The sequence below is a fragment of the Thiomonas sp. FB-6 genome (assembly GCF_000377645.1).
Classification (GTDB): domain Bacteria; phylum Pseudomonadota; class Gammaproteobacteria; order Burkholderiales; family Burkholderiaceae_C; genus Thiomonas_A.
Genome location: NZ_KB898476.1, coordinates 67,592 through 83,478, shown reverse-complemented (window position 1 = coordinate 83,478; position 15,887 = coordinate 67,592). Strand labels below are relative to the sequence as shown.

The 15,887-nt window shown below is 73.4% G+C and carries 11 protein-coding genes; 9 read left to right on the top strand and 2 right to left on the bottom strand.

Translation table 11 applies throughout. The annotated features are described in order from the left end of the window. Positions 1-107: 107 nt before the first annotated feature. Positions 108-974, bottom strand: coding sequence for a hypothetical protein (locus tag D466_RS22725; protein WP_156004105.1), 867 nt, complete (start codon positions 972-974; stop codon positions 108-110). Between the two features lie 35 nt (positions 975-1,009). Next, on the bottom strand, positions 1,010-2,452 hold the full coding sequence (locus D466_RS21005; protein WP_018913119.1) for a PLP-dependent aminotransferase family protein: 1,443 nt from the start codon (positions 2,450-2,452) through the stop codon (positions 1,010-1,012). A gap of 289 nt (positions 2,453-2,741) precedes the next feature. On the opposite strand from D466_RS21005, the gene ahpC reads away from it, so the two are divergent. From ahpC to D466_RS0107565, 9 genes are all read left to right on the top strand, one after another. Next, positions 2,742-3,305, top strand: a complete 564-nt coding sequence (gene ahpC / locus D466_RS0107605) for an alkyl hydroperoxide reductase subunit C (protein ID WP_018913118.1) — start codon at positions 2,742-2,744, stop codon at positions 3,303-3,305. Positions 3,306-3,369: 64 nt separating this feature from the next. After that, positions 3,370-4,974: an alkyl hydroperoxide reductase subunit F gene (gene ahpF / locus D466_RS0107600; protein WP_018913117.1), complete on the top strand. Its 1,605-nt coding sequence runs from the start codon at positions 3,370-3,372 to the stop codon at positions 4,972-4,974. 149 nt (positions 4,975-5,123) lie between these two features. Next, positions 5,124-6,260: an acyl-CoA dehydrogenase family protein gene (locus D466_RS0107595; RefSeq protein ID WP_018913116.1), complete on the top strand. Its 1,137-nt coding sequence runs from the start codon at positions 5,124-5,126 to the stop codon at positions 6,258-6,260. Between the two features lie 5 nt (positions 6,261-6,265). Further along, complete coding sequence (locus D466_RS0107590) at positions 6,266-7,420, top strand: CaiB/BaiF CoA-transferase family protein (RefSeq protein ID WP_018913115.1); 1,155 nt, start codon at positions 6,266-6,268, stop codon at positions 7,418-7,420. Between the two features lie 77 nt (positions 7,421-7,497). Next, positions 7,498-9,174 (top strand): electron transfer flavoprotein-ubiquinone oxidoreductase, encoded by a 1,677-nt coding sequence (locus tag D466_RS0107585; protein WP_026285011.1) that lies wholly within the window; start codon positions 7,498-7,500, stop codon positions 9,172-9,174. A 288-nt stretch (positions 9,175-9,462) separates the two neighbouring features. Continuing rightward, positions 9,463-11,073: a CHAD domain-containing protein gene (locus D466_RS0107580; RefSeq protein WP_018913113.1), complete on the top strand. Its 1,611-nt coding sequence runs from the start codon at positions 9,463-9,465 to the stop codon at positions 11,071-11,073. Positions 11,074-11,199: 126 nt separating this feature from the next. Continuing rightward, positions 11,200-12,822: a peptide chain release factor 3 gene (locus D466_RS0107575; RefSeq protein WP_018913112.1), complete on the top strand. Its 1,623-nt coding sequence runs from the start codon at positions 11,200-11,202 to the stop codon at positions 12,820-12,822. Positions 12,823-12,838: 16 nt separating this feature from the next. Beyond that, entirely contained in the window at positions 12,839-15,355 is a 2,517-nt protein-coding gene (locus tag D466_RS0107570) for an ABC transporter permease (protein WP_018913111.1), read from the top strand. A gap of 98 nt (positions 15,356-15,453) precedes the next feature. Then, complete coding sequence (locus D466_RS0107565; RefSeq protein ID WP_038165658.1) at positions 15,454-15,876, top strand: group II truncated hemoglobin; 423 nt, start codon at positions 15,454-15,456, stop codon at positions 15,874-15,876. The last annotated feature ends 11 nt before the right edge of the window (positions 15,877-15,887 follow it).

Sequence of the window (15,887 nt, the reverse complement as noted above, 5' to 3'; positions counted from 1 at the left end):
CGCGGACGGCGTGGGGTGGACGGCGTGATGCGCATCATGCGGCGGATTCTGGTGCCGGTCCTTGACCCATTGCAGGCGCTGAGCCCGCGGGGCCGCGGCCCCTGCGATCAGCGCAGCTGGAACCGGAATTCCTGCGTCACCGTGACGGCACGCCCGCCCAGATCCTCGCAGCGGTAGCGCAGCATGGCCTGGCGCACGGCGCGGTGGAAGATCTCCGGACCGGAGACGATGGTGACCGAGCTCACGCGCCCGTGCACCACCCGGGCCTGCGCCACCACCGTGCCGCCCACGCCTTCCTCGATCGCCAGCGCGGGCATGGCGGGGCGCACCTGCTGGCGGCAGACCAGTTCCGCGGCCAGCGGGGTGGAAGGGGCCGGCGTGCGCGCCGGGCCGGCCCGCGCCGCCGGCGAAGCCGTGCCCGCCGAAGCCTCGGCGCGCGCGGCGGGGGGAGCTTGCGCCGGCTCCCCGGGCGCGGCCGGGATTTCCGTGGCGGCCGTCGCCCCGGCGGTCACGCTCGCCGTCTCGCTGGGGGCGGTGCCCGCGTGGGGGGAGGCGTTGCCGCCGGCAGCCGCGGACGTCGAGCCCGCGGGCAAGGTGGCGCGTGCCGTGATGCGGCCTGGCGGGCGCGCTTGCGCGCCCGACGCCGGCGAGGGCTCGCGCTCCCGCGGCCGGGCGGCGCGCCGGAGCGGCCCGGTGCCGCTTGCGCGAGGCGGCTGGCTTCGCCGGAATTCGTCCGACGGCTGGAGCGCGGCCCCCTGCGGGGCCCGCGGTCGTGCGAGCCCGGCCGAGCGCCGCGCCGCGGACGACGTCTGGCCAGGGGCATGCGCGGGGCCGGCGGGCGAAGCGGCGGAAGGCTGCGTCTCGATGCGCACGAGCACCGCCGGGACCGGGGTGCGTGGCGCGGCCGCCTGCATGACCCGCAGCAGCCCCAGCAATACGGCCGCATGCAGCAGCAGCGCCGCCAGGGCGGCCATGGCGCGCCGCCTGGCTTCGCTGCCGCGCGCCGCGATCACGGCTTGCCGGCCGCCCGGCGCAATTGGTCGCAGGCCAGCGCGCCGATGTCGCGCAGCGCCTGGATGCGCGCCGGGGTGAAATGCTCGCCCACGCTCAGTCGCAGGCAATGCGCGTAGCGCGCCGACGCGCCGAACAGCGGGCCGGGGGCGATCACCACCTGGCGGGCCAGGCAGGCCTCGTACAGGCTCAGCGCGCAGACCGGTGCGGGCAGTTCCAGCCAGAGGAAAAAGCCGGCGTCCGGGTTGGTCACCCGGGTTCCCGCCGGGAAGCTCTCGCCGATCACGCCGCGCGCGAACTGCACCTGCCTGGCGAAAAAACCCCGCAGGCGCCGCAGCGCGGGCTCGTAGCCCCCCGCGTCGAGCATGTCGGCCAGGCCCCATTCGAGCAATTCCGCGCTGCCCGCGCTGTTGGCCGTCTTGCAGGCCAGCAGTTCGGCGGCGCGCGGGCCGGCGTCGACCCAGCCCAGCGCCAGGCCGGGCGCGAGGGTCTTGCTGAAGGAGCCGCACAGCATCACCCGCGCCGTAGGGTCGAAGCTGCGCACGGCGCGGCGCGCGTCGGCGCTGGCGGCCAGTTCGTTGCAGATCACGTCCTCGATCACCGGCAGGTCGCGGGCCGCGGCCAGCGCGGCCAGGCGGCGCTTGGCCGCCACCGGCATGATCGAGCCCAGCGGGTTGGACACCGTGGGCACGACCAGCAGCGCGCGCACCGGCTGCGTGTCCAGCGCGAATTCCAGCGCGTCCAGCGAGATGCCATGGCGCGGATGCGTGGGGATTTCCAGCGCGCGCAATTGCAGCGACTGCAGCAGTTCCAGGAAGCCGAAGTACGCCGGGGATTCGATGGCCACCACGTCGCCCGGGCGGGTCACCGCGCGCAGGCACAGCGCCACCGCCTCGCGGCAGCCGTGGGTGACCAGCACGTCGCGCCAATGCAGGTTGCAAGCCAGGGGCAGGGCGTGGCGCGCGATGGCCTGGCGCAGGGGCTCCGCGCCGGCGGGGCGCGGGTAGCGCCCCAGCGACGGCGCATGGCGCACGGCGGCGCGCGTGATGAAGCGGCGCATGCGTTCGTTGGGGTACAGGTCGGGGCTGGCCTGCGCGGCGCCGAAGGAGTGGTAGGCCGGGTCGCCGGCGGCTTCCATCACCACGCGGGCGATCGCGGGCTTGCCCACCGCGGCGGGTCGCGACGAGGGGCGCGACGGCAGCGGCTCGGCCGGGCTGCGCGCCGCGCGGCGCACGAAAAACCCCGACTTGGGCCGCGCCTCGATGACCCCACGGTCCTCCAGCGCCCGGTAGGCCTGCAGCACGGTGCTGATGGACACGCCTTGCTGCTGCGCATGGTTGCGTACCGAGGGCAGCCGCGTGCCCGCGCGCAGCGAACCGTTGCGGGCCTGGTGCTCCAGGCTCGAGGCCAATTGCAGGTACAGCGGCTGCTTGTCGTCCATGACGCCATCATCGCAGACTGCCACTGTGTTGTCCCAGTACAGCTGGTCGCGCTTGCGGGCGGTACAGATGCATGGCGCGGCCGGATGTACACCCTGCGATGCCTGGTGCTGGTGGAGTCGCACCGGCCGCGCGCCGCGGGCGGCTTCGAGGCACGCGCCAGCGTGGAAATCCGGGGCCCGGAGCCCCTCATAGCCTTGGCGCATGACCCTGATCCCAAAAATCAATTGGAACCATCGAGCGCCGCCGGATAGCATGAAACCTCTTCCAAACTGATGAGGAAAACTACCGATGTCGCTGATCAACACCGAAATCAAGCCCTTCAAGGCCAACGCCTACCAGAGCGGCAAGTTCATCGAGGTCACGGACGCCACCCTGAAGGGGCACTGGTCGGTGGTCGTGTTCTACCCGGCCGATTTCACCTTCGTGTGCCCGACCGAACTGGAAGACCTGGCCGACCACTACGCCGAGTTCAAGAAACTGGGCGTGGAGGTGTACAGCGTGTCCACCGACACCCATTTCGCGCACAAGGCCTGGCACGACACCTCCGAAGCCATCGGCAAGGTGCAGTACGTGATGATCGGCGACCCCACCGGCGCCATCACGCGCAACTTCGACGTGATGATCGAGGAAGAGGGCCTGGCGTTGCGCGGCACCTTCCTGATCAACCCCGAAGGCCAGATCAAGCTGTGCGAGATCCATGACAACGGGATCGGGCGCGACGCCTCCGAACTGCTGCGCAAGGTCAAGGCCGCGCAGTACGTGGCCAGCCACCCGGGCGAAGTGTGCCCGGCCAAGTGGAAGGAAGGCGAGAAGACCCTGAAGCCCTCGCTGGACCTGGTCGGGAAGATCTGATCTCCCGCCCCGCGGCCGCGCCGCCGGCGCGGCCGCAACGCCATCGCCCGTACAGGAAACGAACATGCTGGAAGCCGATCTCCGGGACGCGCTGCGCTCCCATTTGCAAAAACTCGAGCGGCCCGTGGAACTCGTGGCCTCGCTGGACGATGGCGCCAAATCCGCGGAATTGCGCGAACTGCTGCGCGAGATCGCCGAGCTCAGCCCGCTGCTGAGCCTGCGCGAGGACGGCGGCGACGCACGCAAGCCGTCCTTCCGCATCGTGCGCAGCGGCAGCGACGTCGAGGTGAGCTTCGCCGGCATCCCGCTGGGCCACGAGTTCACCTCGCTGGTGCTGGCGCTGCTGCAGGTGGGCGGCTACCCGCCGCGCATCGACCCGGAACTGGCCGAGCAGGTGCGTGCGCTCGAAGGCGATTGGCGCTTCGAGACCTTCATGTCCCTGTCCTGCCACAGCTGCCCCGACACCGTGCAGGCGCTGAACATGCTCAGCGTGCTCAACCCGCGCATCCGCCACGTCGCCATCGACGGCGCGCTGTTCCCGCAGGAGGTGGAGTCGCGCCAGGTGATGGCCGTGCCCAGCGTGTTCCTGGACGGCGAGCCCTTCGACCAGGGGCGCATGAGCGTGGAGCAGATCGTGGCGCGCCTGGACCGCGGCGCGGCGCAGCGCGAGGCGCGCGCGCTGGATGCGCGCGAGGTGTTCGACGTGCTGGTGGTGGGCGGCGGACCCGCCGGCGCGGCCGCCGCCGTGTACGCCGCGCGCAAGGGCATCCGCACCGGGATGCTGGCCGAGCGCATGGGCGGCCAGGTGGCCGACACCCTGTCCATCGAGAACCTGATTTCCGTGCCCTACACCGAGGGCCCGCGCCTGAGCGCCGCGCTGGAGCAGCATGTGCAGGCCTACGACGTGGACGTGATGCGCGGCCAGCAGGCGGCGCAACTGCTGCCCGCGGCCGCGCTCGGCGAGCCCATCGGCGTGCGCCTGCAAAGCGGCGCGACCCTGCGGGCGCGCAGCGTGGTGCTGGCCACCGGCGCGCGCTGGCGCAACATGAACGTTCCCGGCGAACAGGAATACCGCAACAAGGGCGTCACCTACTGCCCCCACTGCGACGGCCCGCTGTTCAAGGGCAAGCGCGTGGCGGTGATCGGCGGCGGCAACTCCGGCGTGGAGGCTGCCATCGACCTGGCCGGCGTGGTGCAGCACGTCACGCTGCTCGAGTTCGACGCCCGGCTGCGCGCCGACGAGGTGCTGCAGCGCAAGCTGCGCAGCCTGCCCAACGTGCGCGTGATCACGCAGGCCCAGACCACCGAGGTGGTCGGCGACGGCAGCAAGGTGCAGGGCCTGCTCTACACCGATCGCGCCAGCGGCGCCTCGCAGCGCCTGGAGCTCGAGGGCGTGTTCGTGCAGATCGGCCTGCTGCCGAACGCCGAATGGCTGCGCGGCGCGGTGGCGCTGTCCGCGCGCGGCGAGGTGGAGGTGGACGCGCGCGGCGCCACCTCGGTGCCGGGGGTGTTCGCCGCCGGCGACGTGACCACCACGCCCTTCAAGCAGATCGTCATCGCCATGGGCGAGGGCGCGAAGGCGGCGCTCAGCGCCTTCGACCACCTGATCCGCCTGCCCGCGCCGCAAGGCGCCGAGGACGCGGTGGAGCCCGAGGCCCAGGCGGCCTGAGTCCTCCCCCGCGGGCGGGGCCGCGGCCTGCCCCGGGGAGGCCGGATGCAGTATGTTCGCGCTGTCGCGGCCACCCGCCGCGGCGGCGCGCCGCCCTGTCCGACCGGGACGCGGGCGGCGGCGCCTGTCCATCCGCCGGAACGACCACCATGATGCTGACAGCCGAACAGGAAATGATCCGCGACTCGATGCGCGATTTCGCGCGCGAGCGCCTGGCCCCTTTCGCCGCCCAGTGGGACCGCGAGCGCCGCTTCCCGCGCGAGGCCTTGCGCGAGCTCGGGCAGCTCGGCGCGATGGGCGTGACCGTGCCCGAGGAGTGGGGCGGCGCGGGCCTGGACACCATGAGCCTGGTGCTCATGCTGGAGGAGATCGCCGCCGGCGACGGCGCCACCTCGACCATCGTCAGCGTGCAGAATTCACTGGCCTGCGGCATCACCCAGCGCTTCGGCAGCGAGGCGCAGCGCGAGCAGTGGCTCAAGCCTCTCGCGCGTGGCGAGGCCCTGGGATGCTTTTGCCTGACCGAGCCGCACACCGGCTCCGACGCCGCGGCCATCAGCACCCGCGCCGAGCGCGACGGCGACTCCTGGGTACTGCGCGGAGTCAAGCAGTTCATCACCACCGGCAAGCATGCCGACGTGGCCATCGTCATCGCGGTCACCGACAAGGCCGCCGGCAAGCGCGGCATCTCGGCCTTCCTGGTGCCCACCTCCACGCCCGGCTACGTGGTCGCCCGCCTGGAGGACAAGATGGGCCAGCATGCCTCCGACACCGCGCAGATCGTGTTCGAGGATTGCCGCGTGCCCGACTCCGCGCTGCTGGGCCGCCCCGGCGAGGGCTACCGCATCGCCCTGTCCAACCTGGAAGCCGGGCGCATCGGCATCGCCGCGCAATCGGTGGGCATGGCGCGCGCGGCCTTCGAGGCGGCGGTGGACTATGCGCGCCAGCGCAAGTCCTTCGGCAGCACCCTGATCGAGCACCAGGCGGTGAGCTTTCGCCTGGCCGACATGGCCACGCGCCTGGACGCCGCGCGATTGCTGGTGTGGCGCGCCGCGATGCTGCGCGACGCCGGCAAGCCCTGCCTGAAGGAGGCCTCGATGGCCAAGATGTACGCCTCCGAGATGGCCGAGTCGGTGTGCTCCGACGCCATCCAGATCCACGGCGGCTACGGCTACGTGGCGGACTTCCCGGTGGAGCGCATCTATCGCGACGTCCGCGTGTGCCAGATCTACGAAGGCGCCAACGACATCCAGCGCATGCTCATCGGGCGTGCCATCGCCGAGGCCTGAGCGCCATGGCCTCGGGCGGCCCGCTGCAGGGCCTGCGCGTGCTGGAGTTCGCCGCGCTGGGCCCGGCGCCGCTGGGGGCCATGCTGCTGGCCGACCTGGGCGCGCAGGTGCTGAGCATCGAGCGCGCGGCGCCGCCGGGGCGGGGCGCGCAGGCGGTGTTCGAGCCGGAGCGGGACGTGCTGCGCCGCAACCGGCGCGTGCTGCGCCTGGACCTCAAGCAGGCGCGCGAACTGCAGGCGGCGCGCCGCCTGGCCGAGGGCGCCGAGGTGCTGATCGAGGGTTTCCGCCCCGGAGTCATGGAACGCCTGGGGCTGGGCCCGGAGGACTGCCTGCGGAGCAACCCGCGCCTGGTGTACGCGCGCATGACCGGCTGGGGCCAGCACGGGCCCCTGGCCGCCAGCGCCGGGCACGACATCAACTACCTGGCGCTGTCGGGCATGCTGCACGCGATCGGCGAGCCCGGCGGCAAGCCCGTGGTGCCGCTGAACCTGGTGGCCGACGGCGGTGCCGGCGGCATGATGCTGGCCTTCGGCGTGCTCGCCGCGCTGACCCACGCCCGCGCCACCGGGCAGGGCCAGGTGGTGGACGCGGCGATGGCCGAGGGCTGCGCGCTGCTGGGCTCGATGATCCACACCCTGCGCGCCATGGGCAGCTGGAACGGCCGGCGCGGCGACAACCTGCTCGACGGCGGCGCCTACTTCTACGCCACCTATGCCTGCGCCGACGGGCGCCACGTGGCCGTCGGCGCGATCGAGCCGGAATTCCACGAGCGCCTGCTGCGCGGCCTGGGCCTCGACCCGGCCGAGTTCGAGGGCCAGCACGAGTGCGCGCTGTGGCCGCAGCGCCGGCAACGCCTCGCGGCGGTGTTCGCCACGCGCAGCCGCGAGGCCTGGTGCGAGCTCTTCGCCGGCAGCGAGGCCTGCGTGAGCCCGGTGCTGGACTTCGACGAGGCGCCGCGCCACCCGCACCACGCGGCGCGCGGCGCCTTCGTGGACCTGGGCGGCGTGCGCCAGGCCGCGCCCGCGCCACGCTTCGGCGCCACCCCGGCGCCCCTGCCGCGGCGCCCCGTGCAGGCCGACGCCGAGGCGTTGCGCGCGTGGGGGCTCGACGCGGCGTTGGCGTCCGAGCTGGCGGCCGATCCGGGCGGCGGCGGGGATTAAAATAGAACGATCGTTCTATTATTCGTGCGGCCCCCTACAATGCGCTCCACGACACGAACACGACGACGGAGACTCGAATGCCAACCCCGGAGCAGTGGCTTCAGCAGTACGGGCCCCGAGAGGCCATGGAATACGACGTGGTGATCGCCGGAGCCGGCCCGGCCGGCCTGGCCACCGCCATCCGGCTCAAGCAACTCGCCGCGCAGTCCGGCAGCGAGATTTCGGTGTGCGTGCTGGAGAAGGGCTCCGAGCCCGGCGCGCACATCCTGTCGGGCGCCGTGATGGACCCGCGTGCGCTGGGCGAGCTGCTGCCCGACTGGCAGCAGCAGGGGGCTCCGCTGCGCCAGCCGGTCACCGAGGACCTGTTCTGGTTCCTCAACGAGAGCGGCCACCGCGCGGTGCCCGCCGCGCTGCAGCCGGCCTGCTTTCGCAACCATGGCAACTACGTGATCAGCCTGGGCGAGCTCACGCGCTGGCTGGCGCAGCAGGCCGAGGCGCTGGGCGTGGAGATCTTCTCCGGCTTCGCAGCCGCCGAGCTGCTGTTCGACGAGGCCGGCGCGGTGCGCGGCGTGGCCACCGGCAACCAGGGCGTGGGCAAGGACGGCGAGCCCGGCGGCTCCTTCCAGCTGGGCATGGAACTGCAGGCCCGCTACACCGTGTTCGCCGAGGGCGCGCGCGGCCAGCTGGGGCGCGAGCTCATCGCGCGCTACAAGCTCGACGAAGGGCGTGATCCGCAGACCTACGCCATCGGCATCAAGGAACTGTGGGAAGTCCCCGCGGAGCAGGCCCAGCCCGGGCTGGTGATGCACGCCGCCGGCTGGCCGCTGGACAGCCGCACCTACGGAGGCGCCTTCCTCTACCACCTGGACGAGCGCAAGGTGACGGTGGGCCTGGTGGTGGGGCTGGACTATCGCAACCCCTGGCTCAGCCCCTTCGAGGAATTCCAGCGCTTCAAGACCCATCCGTCGATCCGCCCGATGCTCGAAAGCGGCAAGCGCATCGGCTACGGCGCCCGCGCGCTGACCGCCGGCGGCCTGCTGTCGCTGCCGCGCCTGGTGTTTCCGGGCGGCTGCCTGGTGGGCTGCGAGGCGGGTTTTCTCAACGCCTCGCGTATCAAGGGCAGCCACGCGGCCATCAAGTCGGGCATGCTGGCCGCCGAGGCCATCGCGCCGGCGGTGGCGGCCGACCGCCGTGCCGACCTGCTGGAGGCCTACCCGCGGGCCTTCGAGTCCTCGTGGCTGCACGAGGAACTGCACCGCGCGCGCAATTTCAAGCAGTGGTTCAAGAAGGGACGCACCGTCGGCACGCTGATGACCGGCGTCGAGCAGCTGCTGCTCGGCGGGCGCGTGCCCTGGACCCTGCACCGCACCGAGCCGGACTACAAGGCGCTGCAGCCGGCCGAGGCCATGCCGCGCATCGACTACCCCAAGCCCGACGGCAGGGTCAGCTTCGACCGCCTGTCCTCGGTGTTCCTGAGCAACACCAACCACGAGGAGAACCAGCCCGCGCACCTCACGCTGCGCGACGCCTCGGTTCCCGTGTCGGTGAACCTGGCCCGCTACGCCGGGCCCGAGCAGCGCTATTGCCCTGCCGGCGTGTACGAGTTCGTGCCGGCCGAAGGCGGCGGCGAGCGCCTGCAGATCAACGCGCAGAACTGCGTGCACTGCAAGACCTGCGACATCAAGGATCCCACCCAGAACATCGTCTGGGTCGCGCCCGAGGGCGGCGGCGGGCCGAACTACGTGGGGATGTAGGTTGCCCCCTCCGTCGCGGGGGGCGGCCCCCGCTCCGTCCCCCCGAGGGGGACGCACCCCGCCTTGGGGCGGCCCTGCGGCGGGTGTGCTCTGGGCAGCGGGGCGGGGTGCGTGGAAGTGAGGCTTTCAGGCGGGGGAGGGTGACGGCTCCCTCGGCCGCGGCTGCCGCTCGTGCGAGGTGGCTGCCGCGGGCGTTTGGGTGCGGTTGCGAGGATGGTGCTTGCGCCGGCGCAAGGTGGGGGCCGGTAGGGGTGGGCACAATGTCCGGGTTGCGACGGGGAGGCGACCATGGGGGTGGAGCGGGAGCTCAAGTTTTCGGTGTCGGAGGACACGGCGCGGGCGGTCGAGGGGCATGCCTTGCTGCTGCTGGCGGGAGCGCCGCGGCGGGAACTGTTGCAGAGCTGGTATTTCGATACGCCGGAACTGGATCTGGGCGCGGCGGGCATGGTGCTGCGCGTGCGCGATGCCGCGGGCGGCAGCGTGGTCACGGTGAAGGCGCGCGGCGCCGACGCGCTGGGGGCCGAACGCAGCGAATGGGAGTGGCGGGCGCTGGACAGCAGCGCGGCCGGCGGCCTGGGGCCGCGCGACCTGCGCCATGCGCTGCGCGCCACCGCGCTGGGCGGCGCCGCCGACGGACTCGGGCTGGATGCGCGGGAGCTGCGCCGGCACCTGGAGCCGCGCTTCGGTACGCGCTTCGAACGCGACACCTGGCAGCTGGAATGGAACGGGGCGCGCATCGAACTGGCCCTGGACCGCGGGGTCTGCCAGGCGCGGCGCGGGGATGGCATGGCCGATACGGCGCTGTGCGAACTCGAGCTCGAGGTGCTGGACGGGACGCTGGAGCCGGCCTGGGATCTGGCCTGGACCCTGGCGCAGGACCTGGCACTGCGCCTGAGCCCGGTGGACAAGGCTCGGCGCGCGGCCGCGCTGCTGGCCGGCGAACGCCCACGGGCGCTGCCGGAGCCCGGAGCGCTGGCGCGCGGCGCCACGCTGCGCCAGGCCGCGCAGGATTGGCTGCTGACGGCCTGCGCGCAGCTCGCGGTGTGGTCGGAGCGCATCGGCTCGGCCGACGAGGAGCGCGACGTGCACCAGTTCCGCGTGGTGCTGCGGCGACTGCGTACCGCGCTGCGCTGGCTGGCCCCGCAACTGGGCGCGCAGGCCGCGCGCTGGCTGCGCGCCGAACTGCGCTGGGCGCATCAGCTCGCCGGTCTGGTGCGCGACGCCGACGTGGCGCTGCACCTGCTGCGCCAGGTCGAGAGCATCGAGGTGGATGCGGCGGCGCAGGCCGCGGTGCTGGCCCAGCGCATCGAGACGCAGCGCACGCAGCACCGCGCCGCGCTGTGCGCCTATCTTGGGAGCGCTCGCTTCGGGCGCCTGCTGCTGGCGTTGGGCCGGTGCAGCGCGTGCACGGCGCAGCGCGAGCCCGCGAGGCGCGGGGGCCCGCACGCCGAGGCCGAGCGCGGGCGCGGAGCCTTGCGGCGCCTGGCGGCGCGCGCGCTGCGCGATGATTCCCGGGCCTGGCGCGCGGCTGCGCGCGCCTGCGCCGGTGCGTTGCGGGCCGCCGCGGACGGGCAGCCGCCGCAGGGCGAGGCGGCGGCGCGCCTGCACGCGCTGCGCATCGCCTCCAAGCGCCTGCGCCTGTCGGCCGAGCGCATGGCCGGGCTGCTGCAGCACGGGTCGCGCCAGCGCCAGCAGCATGCCGGCAAGCTGGCCGCGTCGCTGCAGACCCAGCTGGGAGACTGGCACGACGCCGAACGCCTGCTGCAGGAGGCGGCGCAGGCGGGTACGCCGATGCCGGCGCTGCGAGCCTGGCTGGAAGCCCGCGCGCTGGAAGCGCTGCGGACCGCGGCGGGCGGGCTGGCGGCGGGATCGGGGCGGATGGCGAGCCGGGTGGCATAGTGGCCGGGCCGCCGCACGCGGGCGCACGGCCGGGTTTATACTGAGCGGTTCCCCCGCATTGCCGGCGGCCGTGCATGGCCGCGCGCGCGCTAGGGCGGGGGCGCGATGCCCAGGAGAGGATTTCGCATGTCGAGCGGCGCGAACCCCGATGCAATCCGGCGCAGGAGAACCTTCGCCATCATTTCCCACCCCGACGCCGGCAAGACCACCTTGACGGAAAAGCTCCTGCTGTTCTCGGGAGCGATCCAGATCGCCGGTTCGGTGAAGGCGCGCAAGGCCAGCCGCCATGCGACCTCGGACTGGATGGAAATCGAGAAGCAGCGGGGCATCTCGGTGGCCTCTTCGGTGATGCAGATGGAATGGCGCGACTGCGTCATCAACCTGCTCGACACCCCCGGGCACCAGGACTTCTCCGAGGACACCTACCGCGTGCTCACCGCGGTGGACGCGGCCTTGATGGTCATCGACGCGGCCAACGGCGTGGAGGCGCAGACCCTGCGCCTGCTGGAGGTCTGCCGCGCGCGCAACACGCCGATCATCACCTTCGTCAACAAGATGGACCGCGAGGTGCGCGCCCCGCTGGACCTGATGGACGAGATCGAGCGCCATCTGGGCATGGACGCCGTGCCGCTGAGCTGGCCGGTGGGCATGGGCAAGAACTTCCACGGCGTGCTGGACCTGCGCCTGCAGCGCATGCGCGTGTTCCGCGCCGGCGAGGACCGCCTGGACGACACCGACGACGAGGTCATCGACGGCCTGGACAACCCGCAACTGGCCGAGCGCTTCGGTCCCGAGCACGCGCAGGCCAGCGAGGAGCTGGAACTGCTGCACGAGGCCACGGCCGAACTCGACCCGCAGGCCTTCCGCGCCGGGCGCCAGTCGCCGCTGTTCTTCGGCTCGGCCATCAACAACTTCGGCGTGCGCGAGGTGCTCGACGCGCTGGTGGACCTGGCGCCCCCGCCGCAACCGCGCCCCGCGGTGCAACGCGTGGTGCAGCCGGACGAATCGCGCTTCAGCGGCGTGGTGTTCAAGATCCAGGCCAACATGGATCCGGCCCACCGCGACCGCATCGCCTTCGTGCGCGTGTGTTCCGGGCGCTTCACCCGCGGCATGCGCCTGCGCGTCGGGCGCAGCGGCAAGGAGATCCGCCCGAACACGGTGGTGGCCTTCATGTCCCAGCGCCGCGAGCTGCTCGAGGAAGCCTGGGCCGGGGACATCATCGGCATTCCCAACCACGGCACGCTGCGCTTGGGCGACAGCCTCACCGAGGGCGAGAACCTGCAGTTCACGGGCCTGCCGTTTTTCGCGCCGGAACTGTTCCAGGCCGTGGAGATCGCCGACCCGCTGCGCAGCAAGCAGTTGCGCACGGGCCTGATGCAACTGGGCGAGGAGGGCGCGATCCAGGTGTTCCGCCCGCATTTCAGCGGCAGCCTGCTGCTCGGCGCGGTGGGCGCGCTGCAGTTCGACGTGGTGCTGCACCGGCTCAGCGGCGAATACAACGTGGCCGCGCGCCTGGGGTCCACGCCGTACCGCGTGGCGCGCTGGATCCACTGCGACGACGAGCGCGACCTCAAGCGCTTCATCGACGAGAACGCCCACCGCATCGCCTACGACGTGGTCGACGCGCCGGCCGTGCTGCTGACCCACGCCGCGGAGCTGCGCGTGCTGCAGGAGCGCTGGCCGCAGGTGTCCTTCCACGCGCTGCGCGAGCACGCGGGCCGGGTGTTCCAGACCGACCTGGCGGCCTGAGGCGGGGCGGCCGGCGATGCGCGCCCGCGGCTTCGCATCCCTGTTGCTGGCCGAACTGCGCTCCGCGCAGATGGGCCTGATCTGGCTGGCGCTGGTGCTGGCGGCCACCGCCTTGTCGGGCGTGGGCTTCGTCGCGCAGCGCCTGCACGCCGGCCTGCAGCGCGACGCCGCGCAACTGCTCGGCGGCCAGTTGCTGCTGCGCGGCGACCATCCGCTGCCGGCGCCCTTCGAGCAGCGTGCGCGTGCACTGGGCCTGCGCATGGCGCACAGCGAACTGTTCGCCAGCATGGCCCTCGGCCCGGGCGCGCAGGGGCGCACCCAACTGGTCGCGGTGAAGGTGGTGGGGCCGGGCTATCCGCTGCTGGGGCACGTCACGCTGCGCCCGGTGCGACCCGGAGAGGCCTTGCCGGCCACGCCGATCCCGAGTCCCGGAACCGTCTGGGTGTCGCCGCGACTGGCGCAGCGCCTGGGCGCGCCGCCGCAGGGCCCGATCCTGCTCGGCCAGCGCAGCCTGCGCATCGCCGCGCTGGTGACCGGCGAACCCGACCGCGGGGCCGGCATCCCCGGGCTGGCGCCGCGGGTGATGCTCAACCAGGCCGACCTGGACTCCACCGGGCTGATCCAGCCGGCCAGCCGCGTGGAATACGCGCTGGCGCTGGTGGGACCCCAGCCGGCCGTCGACGCCTACGCCGCGTGGGCGCGCGCGCGCATCACCGGGGAGGCGCTGCGCGGCCTGCACCTGAGCGCGCCGGACGCGGCGGGCAACGGCTTCGACCGCAACCTGCAGCGCGGCGCCGACTACCTGCGCCTGGTGGCGCTGCTGGCGGCGCTGCTCGCCGCGGTGGCCGTGGCGGTGGCGGCGCAGGATTTCTCGCGCCGGCGCCAGCAGGTGGTCGCCCTGCTCAAGGCGCTGGGCATGCCGCGGCGCGGCGTGCTGGCCCTGGTGGGCGCGGAACTCGCATTGCTGGGACTCAGCGCCGCGCTGCTGGGCAGCCTGGCGGGCCTGGGCCTGCAGGCCCTGTTGCTGGGCCTGCTGCATCGCCTGGTGGATGCCGGCCAGCTGGGTCCGCCCGGCTGGCAGCCGGCCGCGCTGGCGCTGCTGAGCATGGGCAGCCTGCTGCTGGCCTTTGCGCTGCCGGCGCTGCTGCGCCTGGCCGGCGTGCCCCCGCTGCGGGTGCTGCGCCGCGAGGCCGTGGCGGCGGGGGGCGCGGCGCGCCTGCTCGGGGCCGCCGGCCTGGCGCTGTTCGCGCTGGTCTGCCTGCTGCTGGGCGGGCGCGGCTGGCTGGGCTGGATCGCGCTGGGCGCCTTCGCCGCGGCCGCCGCGCTGCTGGCCGCGGCTTCGTGGGCGCTGATGCCCCTGCTGCGCGCGGCCGGCGAGCGCGGGCGCGGCGCGGCCGCGCTGGCGGCGCGCCAGCTGGGCGCGCGGGGCTGGGGCGCGGTGGCGCAGATCACCGCGCTGGGCCTGGCGCTGATGGCGTTGCTGCTGGTGGGCATGCTGCGCGACGGCCTGCTCGCGGGCTGGCAGGCCTCGCTGCCCGCCAACGCGCCCGACCGCTTCGTCATCAACGTGCAGCCCGCGCAGGGGCCGGCCTTCCGCGCGGCGCTGGCGCAGGCGGGCATCCGGGGCTACGACTGGTACCCGATGGTGCGCGCGCGCCTGGTGGCGGTGAACGGCCGCGCGGTGTTCGGGCGCGACTACCACGACGAACGCGCGCGCCGCTTGATCGACCGCGAGTTCAACCTGTCCACCGCGCAGTCGCTGCCGGCGAACAACCGCATCGTGGCCGGCCGCTGGGCCGCCACCGCGGGGCCCCGCGGTGGCGAGCTTTCGGTGGACCAGGGCATCGCCTCCACGCTGGGCCTGAAACTGGGCGACCGCCTGCGCTTCGACATCGCCGGCGGCACGCTGGACGCGCGCATCGGCAGCCTGCGCAAGGTGGACTGGGCCTCCATGCATGCCAACTTCTTCGTGCTGGCGCCGCGCGCGATGCTGGAGCGCCAGCCCTTCACCTACCTGGCCGCCTTCCACGAGGGGGCCGAGGCCCCGCCCGCGCTGGATGCGGATCTGGGGCGGCGTTTCCCGGACATCACCATCATCGACCTGGCCGAACTGCTGGCCCAGTTGCGCCACCTGCTTGTGCAGGTGGGCACGGCGGTGCAGTGGCTGTTCGCCTTCGCGCTGGGCGCCGGCCTGACCGTGCTGGTGGCCTGCCTGTTCATCGGGCGCCGCGAGCGCGAGCGCGAGACCGCGCTGTGGCGCGTGCTCGGCGCCTCCGACGGGCTGCTGCGCCGGGTCATGGCCGCCGAACTTCTGCTCGCGGGCGCGCTCGCGGGGCTGCTCGGCGCCGCCGGCGCCATGGCCGCGGCCTGGCTGCTGGCGCGCAAGGTGTTCGAGTTCGCCTGGGTTCCGTCGCCCGCCTGGCTGCCCGCCGGCCTGCTGGGCGGCGCGCTGCTGGCGCTGGCCGTGGGCTGGCTGAGCCTGCGGCGGGTGCTGCGGGTGCCGCCGCTGCGCCTGCTGCGCGCCGCCGATTGAGACTTCCCGCGACAGCAGGCCTTGCCTTGACCTCGCGCAACGCCGCGCATGCGCCGCGCGCGACAATTCCCTCCCTGTTCACCGACTCCCGCGCACCGATGTCCTCCGAAGACCAGGCCCAAGGCCCCACGCCCTATGAACAACTCGGCGGCGAGCGCGGCGTGCGCGCGCTGGTGGATCGCTTCTACGACCTGATGGACCTGGAGCCGCGCTTCGCCGCGCTGCGCGCGCTCCACCCCACCACGCTGGAAGGCTCCCGCGACAAGCTGTTCTGGTTCCTCAGCGGCTGGCTCGGCGGCCCCGACCTGTACCAGCAGCAGTTCGGCCACCCGCGCCTGCGCATGCGGCATTTTCCCTACGCCATCGGCGTGGCCGAGCGCGACGCCTGGCTGGACTGCATGCGCCAGGCCATGCGCGAGGAGGGGGTCGACGAGACCCTGGGCGCGCGCCTGCAGCAAGCCTTCGGCGGCACCGCCGACTGGATGCGCAACCGCGCCGAGCCGGGGCAGGGCGCCGCCTGAGCCGCGCCCGC